Source organism: Millisia brevis NBRC 105863 (assembly GCF_001552615.1).
Lineage (GTDB): Bacteria > Actinomycetota > Actinomycetes > Mycobacteriales > Mycobacteriaceae > Millisia > Millisia brevis.
In genome coordinates, this window is record NZ_BCRN01000002.1 from 57,651 (window position 1) to 75,640 (window position 17,990).

General features: G+C 68.8%; 15 protein-coding genes and 1 tRNA gene. 5 read left to right on the forward strand and 11 right to left on the reverse strand.

All coding sequences use genetic code 11. From position 1 onward, the window contains the following. Positions 1-35: 35 nt before the first annotated feature. Together dmpG and MB1_RS03070 are read right to left on the reverse strand one after the other, a co-directional pair. A complete protein-coding gene (dmpG, locus tag MB1_RS03065) occupies positions 36-1,109 on the reverse strand; it encodes a 4-hydroxy-2-oxovalerate aldolase (protein ID WP_066903597.1) in 1,074 nt (357 codons plus the stop codon). Then, a complete protein-coding gene (locus MB1_RS03070) occupies positions 1,106-1,984 on the reverse strand; it encodes an acetaldehyde dehydrogenase (acetylating) (protein WP_066903599.1) in 879 nt (292 codons plus the stop codon). Before MB1_RS03070 ends, dmpG begins: the two co-directional genes overlap by 4 nt. Before the next feature lie 245 nt (positions 1,985-2,229). On the opposite strand from MB1_RS03070, the gene MB1_RS03075 reads away from it, so the two are divergent. Then, on the forward strand, positions 2,230-3,303 hold the full coding sequence (locus tag MB1_RS03075) for a VOC family protein (protein WP_066903601.1): 1,074 nt from the start codon (positions 2,230-2,232) through the stop codon (positions 3,301-3,303). Between the two features lie 103 nt (positions 3,304-3,406). Here the strand turns inward: MB1_RS03075 and MB1_RS03080 are convergent, their stop codons facing one another. From MB1_RS03080 to MB1_RS03110, 7 genes are all read right to left on the reverse strand, one after another. Continuing rightward, positions 3,407-4,063 carry a 3-oxoacid CoA-transferase subunit B gene (locus MB1_RS03080; RefSeq protein WP_066903603.1) on the reverse strand — a complete coding sequence of 219 codons (657 nt, stop codon included), beginning with the start codon at positions 4,061-4,063 and terminating at the stop codon, positions 3,407-3,409. 5 nt (positions 4,064-4,068) lie between these two features. Further along, positions 4,069-4,860 carry a CoA transferase subunit A gene (locus MB1_RS03085; protein WP_066904139.1) on the reverse strand — a complete coding sequence of 264 codons (792 nt, stop codon included), beginning with the start codon at positions 4,858-4,860 and terminating at the stop codon, positions 4,069-4,071. Positions 4,861-4,862: 2 nt separating this feature from the next. Beyond that, on the reverse strand, positions 4,863-5,693 hold the full coding sequence (locus tag MB1_RS03090) for a hypothetical protein (protein WP_066903605.1): 831 nt from the start codon (positions 5,691-5,693) through the stop codon (positions 4,863-4,865). 93 nt (positions 5,694-5,786) lie between these two features. Continuing rightward, positions 5,787-8,090, reverse strand: coding sequence for a hydantoinase B/oxoprolinase family protein (locus tag MB1_RS03095; RefSeq protein ID WP_066903607.1), 2,304 nt, complete (start codon positions 8,088-8,090; stop codon positions 5,787-5,789). A gap of 37 nt (positions 8,091-8,127) precedes the next feature. Continuing rightward, the gene (locus tag MB1_RS03100) at positions 8,128-10,257 is read right to left on the reverse strand and encodes a hydantoinase/oxoprolinase family protein (RefSeq protein WP_066903610.1); all 2,130 of its coding nucleotides are present in this window, start codon (positions 10,255-10,257) and stop codon (positions 8,128-8,130) included. A gap of 26 nt (positions 10,258-10,283) precedes the next feature. Further along, positions 10,284-10,712, reverse strand: a complete 429-nt coding sequence (locus MB1_RS03105; protein ID WP_066903612.1) for an acetone carboxylase subunit gamma — start codon at positions 10,710-10,712, stop codon at positions 10,284-10,286. 75 nt (positions 10,713-10,787) lie between these two features. Continuing rightward, positions 10,788-12,704 (reverse strand): hydantoinase/oxoprolinase family protein, encoded by a 1,917-nt coding sequence (locus tag MB1_RS03110; RefSeq protein ID WP_066904141.1) that lies wholly within the window; start codon positions 12,702-12,704, stop codon positions 10,788-10,790. 202 nt (positions 12,705-12,906) lie between these two features. Between MB1_RS03110 and MB1_RS03115 the strand changes: the two genes are divergently transcribed. After that, positions 12,907-14,742 (forward strand): sigma-54-dependent Fis family transcriptional regulator, encoded by a 1,836-nt coding sequence (locus MB1_RS03115; RefSeq protein ID WP_066903614.1) that lies wholly within the window; start codon positions 12,907-12,909, stop codon positions 14,740-14,742. A gap of 13 nt (positions 14,743-14,755) precedes the next feature. Here MB1_RS03115 and MB1_RS03120 read toward each other — a convergent pair whose 3' ends face one another. After that, positions 14,756-15,286 (reverse strand): YbhB/YbcL family Raf kinase inhibitor-like protein, encoded by a 531-nt coding sequence (locus MB1_RS03120; RefSeq protein WP_066903616.1) that lies wholly within the window; start codon positions 15,284-15,286, stop codon positions 14,756-14,758. Between the two features lie 35 nt (positions 15,287-15,321). Then, complete coding sequence (locus MB1_RS03125; protein WP_066903618.1) at positions 15,322-16,674, reverse strand: M20/M25/M40 family metallo-hydrolase; 1,353 nt, start codon at positions 16,672-16,674, stop codon at positions 15,322-15,324. 92 nt (positions 16,675-16,766) lie between these two features. Between MB1_RS03125 and MB1_RS03130 the strand changes: the two genes are divergently transcribed. The 3 genes from MB1_RS03130 to MB1_RS03140 all read left to right on the forward strand — a co-directional run bounded on the left by MB1_RS03130 (position 16,767) and on the right by MB1_RS03140 (position 17,980). Next, positions 16,767-16,852, forward strand: a tRNA-Leu gene (locus MB1_RS03130). 84 nt (positions 16,853-16,936) lie between these two features. After that, complete coding sequence (locus MB1_RS03135) at positions 16,937-17,386, forward strand: limonene-1,2-epoxide hydrolase family protein (protein ID WP_066903620.1); 450 nt, start codon at positions 16,937-16,939, stop codon at positions 17,384-17,386. Continuing rightward, positions 17,387-17,980, forward strand: a complete 594-nt coding sequence (locus tag MB1_RS03140; RefSeq protein WP_066903622.1) for a TetR/AcrR family transcriptional regulator — start codon at positions 17,387-17,389, stop codon at positions 17,978-17,980. It begins immediately after the preceding gene. Positions 17,981-17,990 lie beyond the last annotated feature (10 nt).

Below are 17,990 nucleotides of genomic sequence, written 5' to 3' on the forward strand. Positions count from 1 at the left end.
CCGGGTCGTGGTGAAGGGTGTGGTCGTGGGTGCGCTCAGACCGCGGCGATCGCCGGGGTCTCGTAGGTGCGGCCGGCGAGCTCGGAGGCGACGTCGATGATCATGTCCTCCTGGCCGCCGATCACCCCGCGTCGGCCGAGCTCCAGCAGGATCTCGCGAGTCGAGATCCCGAACTTCTTCGCCGCCCGCTTGGTCGGGTGGAAGAAGGTGGAGTACACGCCGGCGTAGCCGAGGACCAGCGCGGTCTCGTCGACGATCTGCGGCTCGGTCATCAACGGCGCCACCACATGCTCGGCGGTGTCGATCAGCGGGAACAGGTCGGTACCGGTATCCCAGCCGGCCCGCTCGAAGGCCGCGGCGAGCACCTCGGTCTGCGCGTTGCCGGCGCTGGCGCCCAGTCCGCGCAGCGAGCCGTCGATGAAGGTCGCACCCTGCTCGGCGGCGGACAACGCGTTCGCGACACCGACACCGAGGTTGTTGTGCGCGTGGAACCCGATATCGGCGCCGATCGCCGACCGCAGCGCGGCCACCCGCGCCCCGGCCTGCGCCGGCACCATCGCGCCGGCGGAGTCGACGACGTAGATGACGTCCGCGCCATAGGAGTCGAGCTTCGCGGCCTGCTCCGCGAGCGGTTCCGGTTCGAGCTTGTGGCTCATCATCAGAAAGGTCATCACCGTCAGGCCCTGCTCCTTGGCCCATTCCACCGGCTGCTGGGCGCAGTCGGCCTCGGTGCAGTGCACCGCGACCCGCACCGTGCGGATGCCCGCGTCGATCGCCTTGCCCAGCTCGGTGAGCGTCGCGATCCCCGGTACGTAGAGCACCGCGATGTCGGCGTTGTCGACCGCGTCGACCGCCGCCCGCACGTACTCCGGGTCGGTGGCCGCGGCGAAACCGTACTGGATCGACGAGGCGCCGATACCGATGCCGTGGGCGACCTCGATCGTCGGGATGCCGGCGCGGTCGAGACCGGCCGCGATCGCGGCGACGTTCTCGGTGGTGAACTGATGCTTGACGCTCGACATGCCGTCCCGCAGCGTCGTATCGACCAGGGTCACGCGGGGACGGGCCGACGGGGCGACGCCGTTCGAGGGGGTGGTAACGGTGCTCACCGGGAGGCTCCTGTCATCAGATTCTGCTGCGCCACAACGTCGGCCACCCGAACGGCGGCCGCGGTGATGATGTCGAGGTTGCCCGCGTAGGTGGGCAGGAAATCGCCGGCGCCGACGACCTCGACCATGACGGTCACCAGGTCGCCCTCGACGTCGACCAGCCGCAGGCCGTATCCGGGGACGTACTTCTGGACCTCGGCGACCATGTCGATCACGGCGCGTTCGATCGCCGCGGCATCGGGGTTGCGGACCTTCGCGTAGACGGTGTCGCGCATATTCATCGGCGGCTCGGCCGGGTTGATGACCGCGATCGCCTTGGTCTGCTCCACCCCGGCGACCTTCGAGAGCGCCCGGGCGGTCTTCTCGCTGAACTCCGAGAGGTTCTGTCGGGTACCGGGTCCGGCGCTCTTGGAGGCCAGCGCGGCGATGATCTCGCCGTAGGTGGCGTCGCCGGCGGAGTTGATCGCGCGCAGGATCGGGATCGTCGCCTGGCCGGCGCAGCTGACCATGTTGACGTTCGGAGCGCCGAGGTGCTCGGTCAGGTTGACCGCCGGCACCACATAGGGGCCGACCGAGGCCGGGGTCAGGTCGATCGCGGTGATCCCGGCCGCCGCGTAGCGGGGCGCCGCCGCGGCGTGCACCTTGGCCGATGTCGCCTCGAAGACCAGGTCGGGCAGCTCGTCGCGTTCCAACAACCAGTCCACACCGCCGGCGGAGGCTTCGAGCCCCTCGGTCCGAGCGCGGGCGATGCCCTCGCTGGCCGGGTCGATGCCCACCATGTACCGCGGTTCGACGTGCTGCGAGCGCAGCAGCTTGTACATCAGGTCGGTACCGATATTTCCGGAACCGACGATCGCGGCCGTCAATCGACTCATCTCGTCTCCTCCACTGGGCTGTCCGGGTGGTGGGCCCGCGGGCCCGCACCCGGGGGCGTTGTGTTCGACGGTAGGAAGACACCGGCTCCCCGTGCGGGGATCGACGGACTGCCCGAATCGGCGACTCGAAAGCGCCCCCGGTGTTCGGCTATCCCGAACACCGGTGACCGCCGTCACAACCCGGGCCATTCTCGAGTCAACGAGCCCGACCGAGTCACCAGCACACATCACGACAGGGAGAACCCATGAGCGACAACCCCGCCCGCCACGAGATCGCACACTTGGCGCGGGTCGAACTGTTCAGCCCCAAGCCGGACGAGACCGTGGACTTCTTCACCCGCTTCCTCGGGATGTACATCACCAAGCGCGAGGGCCAGTCGGTCTATCTGCGCGCCTACGAGGACCCGTACCAGTGGAGCCTGAAGGTCACCGAATCGCCGACAGCGGGCATGGGGCATGCCGCCCTGCGGACCAGCTCCGCCGACGCGCTCGAGCGGCGGGCGAAGTCGCTGATCGATGCGAACATCGACGGCACCTGGTCGGAGGACCAGTTCGGCTACGGCAAGACCTTCGAATACCGCAGCCCGGACGGCCACAACCTGTCGCTGCTGTGGGAGGCCGAGAAGTACGTCGCCCCGCCGGAGTTGGAGAGCAAGATCGTCACGCGCGCCTCGAAGAAGCCGCTGCAGGGCATCCCGGTCAAGCGCATCGACCACCTCAACCTGATGGCCTCGGACGTCACGGCGGTCAAGGAGTCCTTCGAGCGGCACCTCGGCTTCCGCACCACCGAGCGGGTCGTCGACGGTGAGGTGGAGATCGGCGCGTGGATGAGCTCGAATATCCTCGGCCACGAGGTCGCCTGCATGCGGGATATGACCGGCGGGCGCGGGAAGCTGCACCACCTGGCCTTCTACTACGGCACCGGCCAGCACAATGTCGACGCCGCGGAGATGTTCCGCGAGTACGACATTCAGATCGAGGCGGGGCCGGACCGGCACGGGATCACCCAGGGCCAGTTCCTCTACGTCTTCGAGCCCGGCGGCAACCGCATCGAGCTCTTCGGCGAGGCCGGCTACCTGCACCTCGACCCGGCCGCGGAAACCCAGACCTGGCAGATGTCGGATATCGACACCGGCCTGGCGATCGGCGGCGCGAAGCTTCCGTGGGAGACCTACTTCACCTACGGCACGCCGAGCCCGCTGGCGCTCGATCACCACATCGAGCGGTTCGCGCACTTCGGCCCCGGCGCCGAGGTGCCCTCCACCGAGCCCGTCCCGGATGTGGTCGAGACCCCGCAGACGGTGGGCGCCGGTTCCTGACCCTACGACGGTTCGGCTCGGCTCCACACCACCGGTAAACGGGACCGCCGCGACAACTATTGTCGCGGCGGTCCCTTTTCGGGAGTCCCTGTGGCGGGCCGGGTCAGGTGGGCCGGTCGGTGCGCCCGTCGCGTACCGGCGCGCCGGTGGCCGCGACGACGTCCGCCACGTCCACCCCCGGCGCGAGTTCGCGCAGCACGAAGGCGCCGCCGTCGCGGTCGATGTCGAGCACCCCCAGGTCGGTGATCACCCGGTCGACCACCCCCGCACCGGTCAGCGGCAGGGTGTTGTCGTCGAGCAGCTTCGGGGAGCCGTCCTTGGAGACGTGCTCCATCAGCACGATGACGGTGCCCGCCCCGTGGACGAGGTCCATCGCCCCGCCCATCCCTTTGACCAGCTTGCCCGGCACCACCCAGTTGCTCAGGTCGCCGCGGACGTTGACCTGCATGCCGCCGAGGATCGCCGCGGCCACCTTGCCGCCGCGGATCATCGCGAAGCTGTCGGCGGAGTCGAAGAAGCTCGCTCCGACCGCGGTGGTCACCGTCTCCTTCCCGGCGTTGATCAGGTCCGGGTCCTCGTCGCCGTCCCACGGCGCGGGGCCGAGCCCGAGGATGCCGTTCTCGGATTGCAGGACGATCTCGACACCGTCGGGTACCTGGCCGGGTACCAGGGTCGGCAGCCCGATGCCGAGGTTGACGTAGTCGCCGTCGCGCAGTTCCGTCGCCGCGCGGGCGGCCATCTGTGCACGCGTCCAGGCCATCGCCGTCACGCCTCCTGTCCGGTCGGGGTGCGCGGTCGCACCGTGCGCCGTTCGATGTGCTTGTCGGCCGCCTGCTGCGCGGTCAGCGGGAGTACACATTGCACGTGGATGCCCGGCAGGTGGACCTGGTCGGGGTCGATCTCCCCAGGTTCGACCAGGTGCTCGACCTCGGCGATCGTGTAGCCGCCGGCCATGGCGCAGAGCGGGTTGAAGTTGCGGGCGGCCTTGCGGAAGACCAGGTTTCCGTGGCGGTCCCCCTTCCACGCCCGGACGAGGGAGACATCGGCGCGCAGCGCCCGCTCGAGGACGAAGGTCGTCGGGCCGCCGTCCCAGTCGAAGGTGGCGGTCGGCTTGGGGTCCGAGGTCAGCACCACCTCGCCGAGCGGGCCGTGGCGGATCGGCAGGCCGCCGTCGGCGACGACCGTGCCGACGCCGGTGCGGGTGTAGAACGCCGCGACCCCGGCGCCGCCGGCCCGCAACTGTTCGGCCAGCGTGCCCTGCGGGGTCAGCACGATCTCGACCTCACCGGTCAGATACTGCCGTTCGAGTTCTTTGTTCTCCCCGACGTAGGAGGCGATCAGCCGACGGATCTGCCCGTTCTGCAACAACAACGAGTTGCCGATGTCCTCGACGCCGCAGTTGTTGGAGATGACGGTCAGGTCGTCGGCGCCGCGGTCGGCGAGCGCGGCGAGCAGGACCGACGGGATGCCGCAGAGGCCGAAGCCGCCGGAGGCGATCGTCATTCCCGGTTCGACCACGGTCACCGCTTCCGCCGCGGTGGCTACCGTCTTGTCCACGGTCACCGCCCTCCGGAGCCCAGCAGGGCCAGCCGATCGAGGACCACCTCGGGTCGTGCGTCGGCCGGAATGGTCGCTAGCACAGCGACGCCTTCCGGGACCACGGACTCGTCGGCCACCTCGGACAGCCAGAACGATTCCGGCAGAACGCCGATCGGTTCCACTCCGTCCGGTACCTGGACGCCGGTGTCGTCGCGCAGGGCGAGCGACCATTCGAAGTGTCCGACGATATTGCGCAGCGCGGAGTAGTCGCCGGGCACCTCGACGGGCATGTCGTCGGGATCGCCGGCCCCGGCGCGGGCGTCGAGCAGCACCAGGCCGACCGCCAGGTCGCCCAGCTTGCCCAACCATTCGGCGATGTACAGCGACGCAGTGTCGGCCCGATCGGCGTCGACCTCGGTCAACGGGGTACCGGCGACCGCGTGCGCGCGGACGAGCCAGCGGCCCGGCGCGGGCAGTCGGACCACCAGGGGCCGGTGCGCGGCCTGCGCGAGGGTGCGCCCGGTGCGGACCAGCGCGTCGATCGCGTCCTGGTCGGCGAGCAGGGTGCGCAGGGCGTAGCCGGTGCGGGTGCGCTCCCCCATCGCGTCGACCAGGTCGGGATGCGCGTCGAGGTGGGCGGCGTAGAAGGCGCCGACATCGAGCCAGGTCGCGTCGGGGTCGAGCAGGGCGTGCACCTGCCCCTGGTGGCCGGTGAGGGCGGCGAGGTCGTGCCAGGGCACCGGTTGGCCCTGACGGATGACGGCGGTGGCGTAGTCGCCGTGGTCGAGCAGCAGCGGGCGGGGCCGGCCGCTCGGCGCCGCTTCGAGCAGCGCGGACAGTGAGGTGGTCACGGGAGGACCCTTTCGACGCGGGGAGGGGACATCCGGGTCCGCCGGCCCGGCTCGGATCGCGAGCCGGGCCGGCGGATCAACCGGGCGGAGGGGTCAGGAGCGGCGGTCGACCGTGATGCCGTAGGTGGATTCCAGCTCGGCGAGGCGCTTTTCGAGCGCGGCGATCTTCACCTCACGGCGATCCGGCACCATGATGATCGGCAACTCGGACAGCGGCGCGGTCACCCGCTCCGGCCCGTCGATCGTGTAGACCGTCGCCGTCAATTCCTCGGTATCGCCCCAGGATCCGTAGAACGCCAGGTCCTTCGGCGGCTCCGGCTTCACGAACTCCTCGCAGAACTGGGCGAACGGCTTGCCCCGCTGCAGACGTGCCTTGCGGGCGTCGGCACGGGCCTGCTCGGTGGCCGCGGCATCGAGGCGGAAGGTCTCCGGGTCGTAGTGCACCGCGAAGATGGTCTCCGCGACCTTTTGGCTGATGCGCCCCAATTCGGCGTCCTTCACCACCGATTCGGGCTGCCGCTCGAGCGGATCGCCGTAGCCGCCGCCGGCGCCCTGGCTGATCATGTACAGCTCGCCGTCCTTGGCCAGGTCGAATTGCAGGCCCATGTGGTAGGTCGAGTAGCGGCCGTCCGGGAAGGGTCGCTCGTTCATGATCTTCTCGATCGACAGGTCGAACTTCTTGTTGTCCTGCCGGAAGTGCTCGTAGACGTTGGTGCCCTTGACCATCGACAGCGGATAGGTGCCGCAGCCGTAGCCGCCGTACATGCCGTAGACCGAGGAGAACTTCGCCCCCGAGGTCACCGTCATGAATCCCCACTGCGGGGTGCCCTCCGCGGCGACGATCATCTCGTAGCCCATGCCGCCGGTGAACTTGCCGAAGCCCATATTGTCGCGGACCAGGCGCTTGGCGACCAGCTGCATGAAGGGGACCTCCTCCTCCATGACCTCCTGCTCGGCGGTATCGGCCATCGCGCAGAACAGCGGGGAGATCGCGTCCTCGCCGTCGAGGAAGGGCTTCGCGCCGCCGGGCATGCCGTTGAGGTCGGCGCACAGGTTGCCGACCATGTCGCCGTGTTGGGTCTCGCCGCCCCACAGGAAGGTGTTGATCTGGTTGAACCAGTTCGCGACGACGTTGGAGTACTTGTGCGGCATCGAGAACGACATCCGGCTGTAGAGCGCCTGCATCGCCGAGAAGCCGCGGAAGGAGGCCTGCAGCGACTGGCCCATCGGCGCGTCGTAGGAGGCGTCCGCCCAGGTGCCCTCGTCGGAGATGATCTCGATGCAGCTCATCGCCGAGGTGCAGCGCGGCAGATCGGGCCACCAGAACGCCAGGATCGCCTGCATCATCATCGATTTCACCGAGCAGAGCGGCGAGTTGATCGCCCGGTTGAGGATCTCCGGACCGGTACCGCGCAGGTCGACCGTCATGTGGTCGCCCTTCACGGTGATCTTGCAGGCGATCTTGATCAGGATGTTCTCCTTGAGGGTGGAGTCCATGAACTGATCGAATCGGTAGGTGCCGTCCGGCAATTCGGCGATCCGGCGGCGCACCTCGACATCGACGTCCTCGACGGTGGTGCGCAGGGCGGCGACAAACGTGTCCACCCCGACCTCGTCGATGACGGCGTCGACGCGTTCCATGATCTTGCGGACCGCGGTGATCTTGACCTTCAGGTCGGCCAGCTGCAGCTTGGGGTCGCGCACCGAATGCTGCAGGAAGGTCAGCAGATCGCGGCGCAGCTCACCGCGTTCGACGATCTTGAACGGGCTCATCCGCAGGCCGTCGTCGAAGGGGGTCTCCGAACCCGACGGCATTCCGCCGGGCTCGCAGGCGCCGTTCTCGCCCTCGTGGATGGTCGCGGCCACCCAGGCGACGATCTGCCCCTCGCGCATGATCGGCATGATCATCGACTGGTCGGTGTTGTGCACGTTGCCGTAGCGGGCGTCGTTGTGGATGAAGCCGTCACCCTCGTGGACGCCGACGGTCGGCTCGTCCTTCCAGTACTTCATGATGTACCGAATCGGGTGGTGCAGAATCGCGCTGAACGCGATAACGCCGTGGCACGACAGGTAGGACACGTCGCCGGAGGCGGTGTAGATCGCGGTGGTCAGGTCGCCCCACTTCGCGCCGGGCGCGGCGCCCTGGGCCTCACACATCTCGTAGCCCTCGTCGAGGGCGCCGGCGATGCGCTTGCGGATGCGCTCGACCTCCATGCGGTCGACGCCGGCGGCGATCGCCAGCTCCTCGTGATCGCTGCGCTCGGAGATCGAATGGCTGCGCATGATCTCGCGGTCCGGGCCGAGGAAGAGGGTGGTCTCGTCCATGAAGGCGTCGACCCACTCCTGCTCCTGTGGGGTGAGCGCGGGCGCGGTCGGATGTGGTTCGAATGTGGTCATGATGGGTCCTTCGAAAGTCGTTGCTGCGGAGGTCGGGTCAGTCCTGCAGGAACCACACGGCGCCCTGCTGCGTCGGTTCCAGGCGCCAGCCCGGCTCGACGAGGAAGGTGGTGGTCTCCGTGGTGACGATCGCCGGACCGGGGATGACGCTGGTCGCGGTCAGGGCGCTCTGGTCGTAGACCGGGGTGTCGACGGCCGCGTCGTGGCCGATGAAGTACGCGCGGCGCTGTCCCAACGGGAGCGGTGTGGTGCGCTTGCCGCCGGCCTCGAGGGACTCGAAGTTGACCACGTCGCCGTCGACATAGGACGCGACCCGAATCGTGCTGACCCGGATGCCGGCCTCCGGTGCGGCGGACGAGGCGCCGAACCGGTGGCTGTAGACGTCGCCGAAGGTCTTGATGATCTCCAGGACGTCGCCGACCCCGTCGATGCGGTTGATGTCGGTCAGCGCGACCGCCTGCGTGAGCAGCTGATTGCCGTATCGCATGTCGAGTTCGAGCCGATGCTTGACGTGCTGCGCCTCGAAGCCCTGGCGGACCAGATCCTCGATACCGCGCTGCTCGAGTTCGAAGACGACCTTGTTGAACGCGTCGTAGTCGTCGTAGAGCTTGCGGTTGGTGGCGTTGTACATCGTCACGTGCACGCCGCGCTCGTGGAAGTGCAGCTGCTTCATATTGCCGGCGCCGCAGGCGGAGAAGACCGACGCGAACGGCGGGGCGAGCACCCGCTTGATGCCTGCGTGCCGGGCGATACCACAGGCGTGCAGCGGTCCATTGCCCCCGTAGGCGAGCATGGTGAAGTCCTCGGGCAGGTAGCCGCGCACCCGCAGTTCCTTGCCGATGCCGATCGCCATCTGCTCGTCGACGCTGTCCTTGATCACCCGCGCGACGTCGATGACGTCCATGTCGAGGTGGTCGCAGAGGTTCTCCTCGACCGCGAACACCGCACGCTTGCGGTTGAGCGCGATGTACCCGTTGGCGTAGTTGTCGGGGTCGAGGTAGCCGAGCAGCAGGTCGGCGTCGGTGACCGTCGGACGCAGACCGCCGCGGTCGTAGCAGGCCGGGCCGGGATTCGAGCCGGCCGACTCCGGGCCGATCTTGATCGCATTGTGGATGCGGTCGTAGGAGGCGATCGATCCGCCGCCCGCGCCGAGGGTGTCCAGGTGGACCATCGGCACCGACACCAGCCAGCGGTCGATCGTCGGCAGGAAGTCGTAGTGCTTGACGCCGCCCTCGGGCACCAGGCCGATGTCGAAGGAGGTGCCGCCCATGTCGGTCGAGATGACGTGGCCCAGACCGGTTTCGCTGGACAGGTGCTCGGCGGCGCCCACGCCGGCGATCGGGCCGGAGTGGATGGTCTGCAGGGCATCGGTCGAATTCATCTGCGCCATACCGCCGGAGTTGTGGATCACCAGCATCGGCTTGTCGTAGCCGAAGTCGCGCAGGTTGTTCGACAGCTGGGCGAGGGCGTGGAACATGATCTCGTGCAGGAAGCCGTCGACGATGGTCGAGGTGGCCCGCACGTACTCCCCCTTGCGGCCGGAGACCTGGTGGCCCAGCAGGACCGGGATCGCGCCCAACTCGTGCGGCGGGAATTCGTCGAGGATGATCTCCTGGATCGCCAGCTCGTGGTCGGGGTTCTCGGTGGCGTTGACCAGCGAGACGACGATCGCCTCCGCGCCGGCGTCGACCAGCTGGCGGACCACCGACCGCACGTCCTCCGGGTCGAGGGCGGCGACGACCTTGCCGGCCGAGTTGATCCGCTCCTTGACCGATCGGATCAGCGAGCGCGGCACCAGCGGGACCGGCCGCTCGGCGGCGGGCAGGTTCTGCTGCATCGTGTAGTCGAGGCCCTCGCCGTAGCCGCGGCCGCGGGAGAGCGGGATCGTGTCCTCGAAGCCGTGGGTGACGATCGCCGCCACCCGCGGTCCCTTGCGTTCGATCAGCGCATTGGTGCCCAGCGTGGTCGCGTAGCGGACCGAGTCGACCTCGGACAGGACGGTCGCGCGGTCGAGTCCGGATCGCTTGCAGGCCAGGTCGAGCGCCTCGTTGAAGCCGAGCGCCAGGTTGTGATGTGTCGTGAGGGCCTTGGCGTCGATGTACTGGTCGTCCCAGACGAAGAAGCAGTCGGTGAACGTCCCACCGATGTCGACCGAGATGCGTTTCATGGTGTGTGTCTCCTGTTCTCGGGCGATCAACGGATGTGGCCGGCGGCCTTGAGGGCGGCGGTGTACTTCTGGGCGTCCTCGCCGGGGCCGTAGTTGTGCACCTTTTCGGCGTCGAGGCCGCGGGCCTCCCATTGGGCGCGCAGCGCGGGGATGTCGATCAGCATGTCGACGGCCGGCGGATGGCCCGGCGGCAGGTACTCGACCTCGATCTGGGTGCCGCATCCCGGGCAGTAGTACTCGAGGATGCGGCAGTAGCCGGGGTCGGGGCTGAAGGTGTACTCGTAGCGTTCGGGATCGATGATCGGCTGGTGGATCTCGCGCGGATCGCGGTCGTAGACCAGCGTTCCGGGCTTGTAGTTCTCGTGGGCCGAACCCATGTCCTGCTCGCAGACGCGGCAGGTCCAGCGTTCGGTTTCCAGGTCGATGACCAGATATTCGGTCATGGGAACGCGCATCGTCGCTCTCCTCGAGTCGTCGGTGGTCGGGTGAAATCGGTTGTGCGGGAGTACTGAATCGGTGGAGCGGGAGGATCAGGGGGTGTCGGTGAGGATCAGGTCACCGGCGGAGGTCACCCGAAAGTCCCACCCCGGCAGCACTCGGGCGGTGAAGAAGGGGCCCTCGACGATCGCGGGCCCGCTGCCGGCGGCGCCGGGTTCGAGCGCGTCGAGCACGTGCACCGGAACGTCGTCCACCCGGTCGGCGGCCGAGCGCACCCGGCGGGTGCCGGCGGCCGGGGCGGGCGTCCCGGGGATGTCGCGGTCCGGGGTGAGCACCGGCTGGGACAGCGCCGCACCGACGGTCAGCCGCAGGCCGGTCTGCTCGCCGGGGTGGTCCGCCGTGTCGCCGGGGGCATAGGGAATCCGGCTGACGATGGTGCCGTCGACCCCTTCGACCACCAGCTCCCACGCGGTGCGGCAATCGGCGAGTGCGTAGCCCTCCTGGAACATGTCGCGTTCCGCGCGGGCGAGCAGGTCACGGTAGGTGGTCTCGGCCGCCGCGGTCGTCGGCTCGTCGATGCCGACCTCGTAGGTCTTGCCCACGTCGGAGAAGGAGATGCCGAGCGCGGAGAAGACCGCCGCCGACCTCGGAATCAGCACCCGGTCGACCCCCGCGGGTCGCGCCGCCCCGGCCGCGCTCATCGGCCCGGCACCGCCGAAGGCCGCCAGCGTGGTGCCCGGAACCACCTTGTCGGAGAAGGAGTCCGCGACCGCGGCGAAGAACGCCGCCTCCATCCGGATCAGCGCCTCCTCCAGCGAGATGCCCAGCGGTTCGGCGACACTCGACCGGATGACCGCCTCGGCCCGCGCGGCGTCGAGGGTGAACGTACCGCCCAGATAGGTATTCGCGTCGAGGACCCCGAGCAGCAGGTTGACGTCGGTAATCGTCGCGCGCTTGCCGCCGAAGCCGAAGCAGGCGGGTCCCGGTGCGGCGCCGACCGATTCGGGTCCGACGGTGATCTCGCCGTCGGTCACCGCGATCACCGAGGAGCCGCCGACGCCCGTGGAGTGCACATTGCTCATCGGGTACGAGATCGGGACGCCCTTGATCGTGCCGCGCTCGTCGACCGAGACCGTGTCCTCGACAACAACTCCGACGTCGGTGGTGGTGCCGCCGATGTCCATCATCACCGTGTGGGCGAGCCCGTAGGCGCGCGCCAACGCCGCGGTGCCCTCGAGGCCGCCGCGGGGTCCGGACGAGTAGGTCTTGAGCGCGACCGACTTGGCGACCCGGGAGGAGGCGCCGTCGTTGCGGTAGACCAGCAGCGGATTGGTGACCTTGTACTCCTTGAGCCGCCGCTCCGCTCCGTAGAGGAATCGTTCCATCGTCGGGTGGAGGAAGGAATTCAGTACGCAGGACCAGGCGCGACGGGCGTCGGTGCGGTCTCCGGCGAGCTCCCAGCTGTAGATCAGCGGGATCGAGCCGAGCAGATGCCGCGGGAACTTCCGCAGGAGCACCTTGCGCAGGTGCTGCTCCTCGAGGCGGCTGCGCCCGGCGACCACGACGCGCGCCGCGCCGAGGGTGGTCAGCCGGTTGACCTGCTGGACGACCTCGAAGTCGACCGCCTCCGGGTCGTCGCCGTCGAGCCCGAGCGTGGCCACCCGCTCGCCGACCAGTGCGTCGAAGAGCTGCTGTTCGGACTCGGACTTACGCATGGCGGTCGCCAACTCGGGCATCGTGGTCAGCAGGCCGATCGCCGGGCCGCGCCGCTCGACCAGAGCATTGGTGCCCTGCGTGGTCGAGTAGCGGATGTGCTTGGTGGCGTGCAGGATCCGTTCGATGTCGGCCTGACCGTAGAGCGCCGCCGAGACCTTCTCGATACCGGCGAAGAGGCATTCGGACAAATCGTGCGGGGTGGTCAGGGTCTTGGTGAAGGTGAAATCGGTGCCGTCCCAGACACAGATATCGGTGAGGGTTCCCCCGTTGTCGATATTGATCAGGGTGTCCATCCGGGTCTCCTTGGGTTCCACTGAAGGCGCCCGACGGGGCTGTGATGCCCGTCCGGGCAGGCGCTGGATGTGATACAGAGCACTTTGCTCGGTGTCCGGGGAGGCCGAGATGTCCCAAGACCGGACAGTCCATCCGTTGGATGTGTCCTGAGTCACGTACAAAATGGAATGCGACGGACGTCATCAACGATGAGGAGGCGCCGTGCCGGAAAACGCGAACCGTCTACTGCGAGCCGCCGCTGCGCGGGCCGACTTCCTGGAATCGGGCCGACCGGGAGCGGCGGGGGTCTCCGATGTCCTCGCCGCCTCTTGGGAGCGCAGCCAGGCGGCCGGGGTCGACAGCACTCGGCCGCAGAGCGACTTCGCCCAGACGGAGAGCGGCCTGCTGGCCCGATGTTCCGATCCCGTGCTGCGCCAACTCGGTACCGATACCACCGACCTGCCCCTGGTGATCGCGCTGAGCGATGACCGCGCGCGGGTCCTGCAGCGGATCGACAACTCCGCCGCGGTCGGGCGCCTGCTCGACCGTGTCGACCTCGCGCCCGGCTACAACTTCTCCGAGGCCCAGATGGGCACCAACGGCATCGGCACCGTCTTCGCGGCCGGGCAGCCCGTCAGCGTGGTCGGACCGGAGCACTTCGCGGAGAACCTGCAGGCCTTCGCCTGCACCGGTGCACCGATCCTCGACCCGATCACCGGCCGGGTGCTGGGCGTTCTCGACATCTCCACGCTCAGCCAGTCGTGGAGCCCGATCCTGCACACCCTGGTCAAGAGCGCGGCCAAGGACATCAGCCGCAACCTGCTGATGGACCGCAGCCAGAGCCAGCAGGCGGTCTTCGACACCTACCTGCGAGCCGACGCGCGCGCCTCGCGCCAGGCGGTCTTCGCCTTCGGCGACTCGATCTTCATGGCCAACTCCGCCGCACAGACGCTCTTCTCCCCCGCCGAACAGCAGACGCTGCGCGAACACGCCGACTTTCTGACCACCCGGCGCGAACAGGCCAGCGACACGATCACCCTCCCGGACGGTCGCCGCGTCGCGGTGCGCGGCACCCGGATCGTCGCCGGATGCGAGGTCGCCGGAACGGTGGTGATCGCCGACCTGGTCACGCACTGCGCGGGCGGCGGGCACTTCACCGAGCAGGTACTGCCGGCGATCGCCGTCGCGACCCGGGAGACCTCGGCGATCGCGGGCGATCTGGGTCGCGCGCGCCGCCCGATCACGGGCGGCGGGTCACCACCGTGGACGCGGGCCTGCGACGACCTGCGCGCAGCGATGCTCGAACGCCGCCCGACATTGCTGCACGGCGAGACCGGCGCGGGCAAGTTCACTTTGGTGGCGGAGACCTTCCACGAGTGCTACCCGGCCGGGCGCAGCATCTCGATCGACGCCGCCCAGGTGACCTCGGACGGCCCCGGCGAGGATCTGAGCGCCCTGCTGGGCAGCCCAACCGGCGAATGCCTGTACATCGTGCGCAATCTCGACCAGGCCTCGACCGACGGGGTGGATCGACTCGACCGCTTCTTCGCCGCGGTCGGCGATCTCGAAGGACCGGCCTGGTGCGTCGCGACCCTGTCGGACACCTCGCTCGACTCCGACCTGCCGTTCCACCCGTTGCTGGCCCACTTCGAGGTCGCCGTCGCCGTGCCCGGTCTGCGGCACCGCACCGACGACCTGGCCGGGATCACCGCAACCCTGCTGCACGACATCGCACCCGAGCGACGGGTACGCCTGAGCCCGGAGGCCGTACGCGTGGTCGCCCGGTATTCCTGGCCGCGCAATGTCGCCCAACTGCGCGAGGCGCTCGAACACGCCCTGCGCCGCCGGCCGGTGGGCGAGATCCAGGCGGCCGACCTGCCCGGCTACTGCCAGACCACCGCGCGGCACGTGCTGACGCCACTGGAGGCGGCCGAGCGGGACACGATCGTCGAGGCGCTACGCGAGCACGACGGCAACCGGGTGGCCGCGTCGGCGCACCTCGGGATGGCGCGGTCGAGCCTCTACCGCAAGCTCAAGTCGTACGGGATCACCGTGTAGGGCCCGTCTCGTCTCAGCTCTGTTCGTAGGTGCCCGTCAGGGTCGCGCGGGCGATGGCATGCGAGAACAGGTTGAATCCGAGGAAGGCCGGCGAGCCCTCGTCGCCGATGCCGAGGCTCTCGACGTCGACGGCGTGTACGGCGATCCAGTAGTGGTGCGGGCCGTGACCGGCGGGCGGGGCGGCGCCGATGTAGCGGGCCTGACCGCCGTCGTTGCGCAGGGTGATCGCCTCGGCGGGCAGTCCCTTGCCGGTGCCGTCGCCGGCGTCGGCGGCCAGTTCGGTGGTGATCACCGGGATGTCGAAGACCGCCCAATGCCAGAAGCCGGCGGCGGTCGGGGCGTCGGGGTCGTAGACGGTGACGGCGAAGCTCTTGGTCTCGGCCGGGAAGCCCGACCACGACAGCTGCGGCGAAATGTCCTCGCCGCCGGCGCCGAAGATGCCGCTGACCTGGGCGTTCGCCAGGGCACCGCCGGGTGCGACGTCGGCGGAGGTCACCTCGAAGGTGGGCAGCTTCGGAAGGTCGGCGTAGGGGTCGCGCGACATGGGAGTCCTTTCGGGGTGGTGTATCTCGGGATCGATCAGCTGGCCAGCAGGAAGTCTTCCAGCACCCGCGTGCCGAAGAGCAGAGCGTCGACCGGCACCCGCTCGTCGATGCCATGGAAGAGGGCGGTGAAGTCGAGGTCGTCCGGCAGCTTGAGCGGGGCGAACCCGAAGCACCGGATGCCCAGGCCCGCAAAGGCCTTCGCGTCGGTCCCGGCCGACAGCATGTAGGGCACGATGCGGGCACCCGGGTCGTGCTTGAGCACGGCGGCGTTCATCGCCTCGACCAGCGGCCCGTCGAAGGAGGTCTCCACCGAACGCAGGTCGGTGATCCACTCGCGGGTGACGTGCGGTCCGATCAACTCGTCGATCGTGCGGTCGAATTCCTCGCGGCGGCCGGGCAGGATGCGGCAGTCGACCACGGCTTCCGCGGTCTGCGGGATCACGTTCGCCTTGTAGCCGGCCGACAGCATCGTCGGGTTGGCGGTGTCGTGCAGCGTCGCACCGAGAGCGCGGGCGATGCCGCCGATCTTGGCGAGGGCCTCGATCGCCTCGTCGCTGGTCGCGTCGAACTCGAGCCCGGTCTCCTCCGACAGGATCGCGAGCAGTTCGGTGACCGTATCGGTCTGCACCAGCGGGAATTTGTGCGCACCGATCCGGGCGACAGCAGCCGCCAGATGAGTGACCGCGTTGTCGTCGTGGATGAACGAGCCGTGGCCGGCGCGACCCGTGGCGGTCAGCTTCATCCAGCCGAGGCTCTTCTCCGCGGTTTCGATGGCGTAGAGGCGGCGGCTGCCCCCGTCGGCGGTCGGCACCGTGAACGAGTAGCCACCGACCTCACCGATCGCCTCCGTCACCCCGGCGAACAGGTCCGGGCGGTGCTTGGCGAGCCACTGCGAACCCCATTTGCCGCCGTTCTCCTCGTCCGCGAGGAAAGCGAACACCAGATCCCGCGGCGGCAGCGTATTGGTCGACTTGAACTGGCGGGCTATCGCCAGTGTCATGCCGACCATGTCCTTCATGTCGACCGCGCCGCGGCCCCAGACGTAGCCATCCTCGACCGCCCCGGAGAAGGGGTGCACGCTCCAATCGGAGGCCTCCGCCGGCACGACGTCGAGATGGCCGTGGATCATCAGCGCGCCGCGCGTCGGGTCGGCGCCCTTCAGTCGGGCGAAGACGTTGCCGCGACCGGGCGCCCCGGATTCGACGTACTCGGTCTCGTAGCCGACCTCCTCCAGCCGCTCGATCACCCACTGCGCACACTCGGCCTCACCCTTGGTGGTGCGCAGGTCACCGGTGTTGCTGGTGTCGAATCGGATCAACGTCGACACCAGATCGACGACCTCGTCGGTCGCTGTGGTCGGGCGGGGAGAGTCGGCAGGTGCGGTCACAGCCCTTTCCTACCACCGGACCGATTTGGGCAACAGGATTGTCGTCGGCTAGCCTTATGCAGCCGGCAACACCGAGGTGTTGACGAGCGCTTGTCCGAGTGGCGGAATGGCAGACGCGCTAGCTTGAGGTGCTAGTGCCCTATTAACGGGCGTGGGGGTTCAAGTCCCCCCTCGGACACCCTTCATCTTTCTTCTCCCGGAATCCCGGCTCGCCCGGGAGGGGTCCACGGATGCTCCACGATCAATGCGATGATCGACGACCATGGAACCGGAATCGGTCGTACGGGGATTTCTCGAGCAGATGGCGCGCGGCGACTCCCGCGCCGCCCTCGAGGTGGTCGATGACAACATCGTCTACACCAATGTCGGCTTGCCGACCGTGCACGGGCGCGCCCGCGTCGCCCGCGTGCTCGGCCTGCTGGACCGGCCGCTCCTCGGGTTCGGTGTCGACACCATCAACCTCGCCTCGGACGGTCCCGTCGTCCTGACCGAACGCATCGACGAATTGCGGCTGGGCCGCCTGCGGGTGCAGTTCTGGGTCTGTGGCCGATTCGAGGTCGTCGACGGCCGAATCGTCGTGTGGCGCGACTACTTCGACCAGTTCGACGTCTTCAAGGGATTGGTGCGGGCCGTGGCGGCCCTCGCGATTCCCGGTCTGCAGAAGCCGCTGGCACCGCCGGTCGGGCCCGGTACCGCGCCGACGGTGGGCTAGGTGGCCGAGACCACCGCTTCGATCCGGTCCGGCGCGGCCGCCGACGATTCGACCGCCCTGCTCGACGCCGCCGAACGCGAATTCGCCGAGCGCGGACTGGGCAGCGCGAGCCTCGACAGCATCGCGCGGGCGGCGGGCCTGAGCCGCTCGACGTTGTACCGGCGCTATCCGAACAAGGCAGCCCTCGTGGCGGCGGTGCTCGACCGCACCCGGCGGGTGGTGACCCGGGATATGCAGGCCTCGATCGCTGGGCTGTCCCCTGGCGATGCGGTGGTCGAGGCGTTCACCGTCTGCTTCCGCTGGCTGCGGCGCAATCCGCTGGTCCGCCGCCTGCTCGTCGAGGACAGCGCACTGTGGACGCAGGTGACCGGCCCGATCCGCGAGTGGACGGTCACCTCGATGTCGGGGACCATCGCCGAGAATCTGCGGGCCGCGGGGTCGACGATGCCCGAGGATCGGCTGCGCACGGTGGCGGAGATCCTCGTACGGCTGACGGTCTCCTATATCGAGACGCCCACGGTCGGTTTCGATCCGGACGACGACGCCTCGGTGCGGCGCTTCGCCGAAACCCACCTCGCTCCGTTGGTCGGCTGACCCTTTCTCC

Coding starts and splice junctions, on each gene's coding strand:
- MB1_RS03110 (WP_066904141.1), bottom strand. CDS start 12,704: ATGGACACCCTGATCAATATCGACAACGGGGGAACCCTCACCGATATC.
- MB1_RS03105 (WP_066903612.1), bottom strand. CDS start 10,712: ATGCGCGTTCCCATGACCGAATATCTGGTCATCGACCTGGAAACCGAA.
- MB1_RS03070 (WP_066903599.1), bottom strand. CDS start 1,984: ATGAGTCGATTGACGGCCGCGATCGTCGGTTCCGGAAATATCGGTACC.
- MB1_RS03075 (WP_066903601.1), top strand. CDS start 2,230: ATGAGCGACAACCCCGCCCGCCACGAGATCGCACACTTGGCGCGGGTC.
- MB1_RS03095 (WP_066903607.1), bottom strand. CDS start 8,090: ATGACCACATTCGAACCACATCCGACCGCGCCCGCGCTCACCCCACAG.
- MB1_RS03120 (WP_066903616.1), bottom strand. CDS start 15,286: ATGTCGCGCGACCCCTACGCCGACCTTCCGAAGCTGCCCACCTTCGAG.
- MB1_RS03100 (WP_066903610.1), bottom strand. CDS start 10,257: ATGAAACGCATCTCGGTCGACATCGGTGGGACGTTCACCGACTGCTTC.
- MB1_RS03080 (WP_066903603.1), bottom strand. CDS start 4,063: ATGGCCTGGACGCGTGCACAGATGGCCGCCCGCGCGGCGACGGAACTG.
- MB1_RS03135 (WP_066903620.1), top strand. CDS start 16,937: ATGGAACCGGAATCGGTCGTACGGGGATTTCTCGAGCAGATGGCGCGC.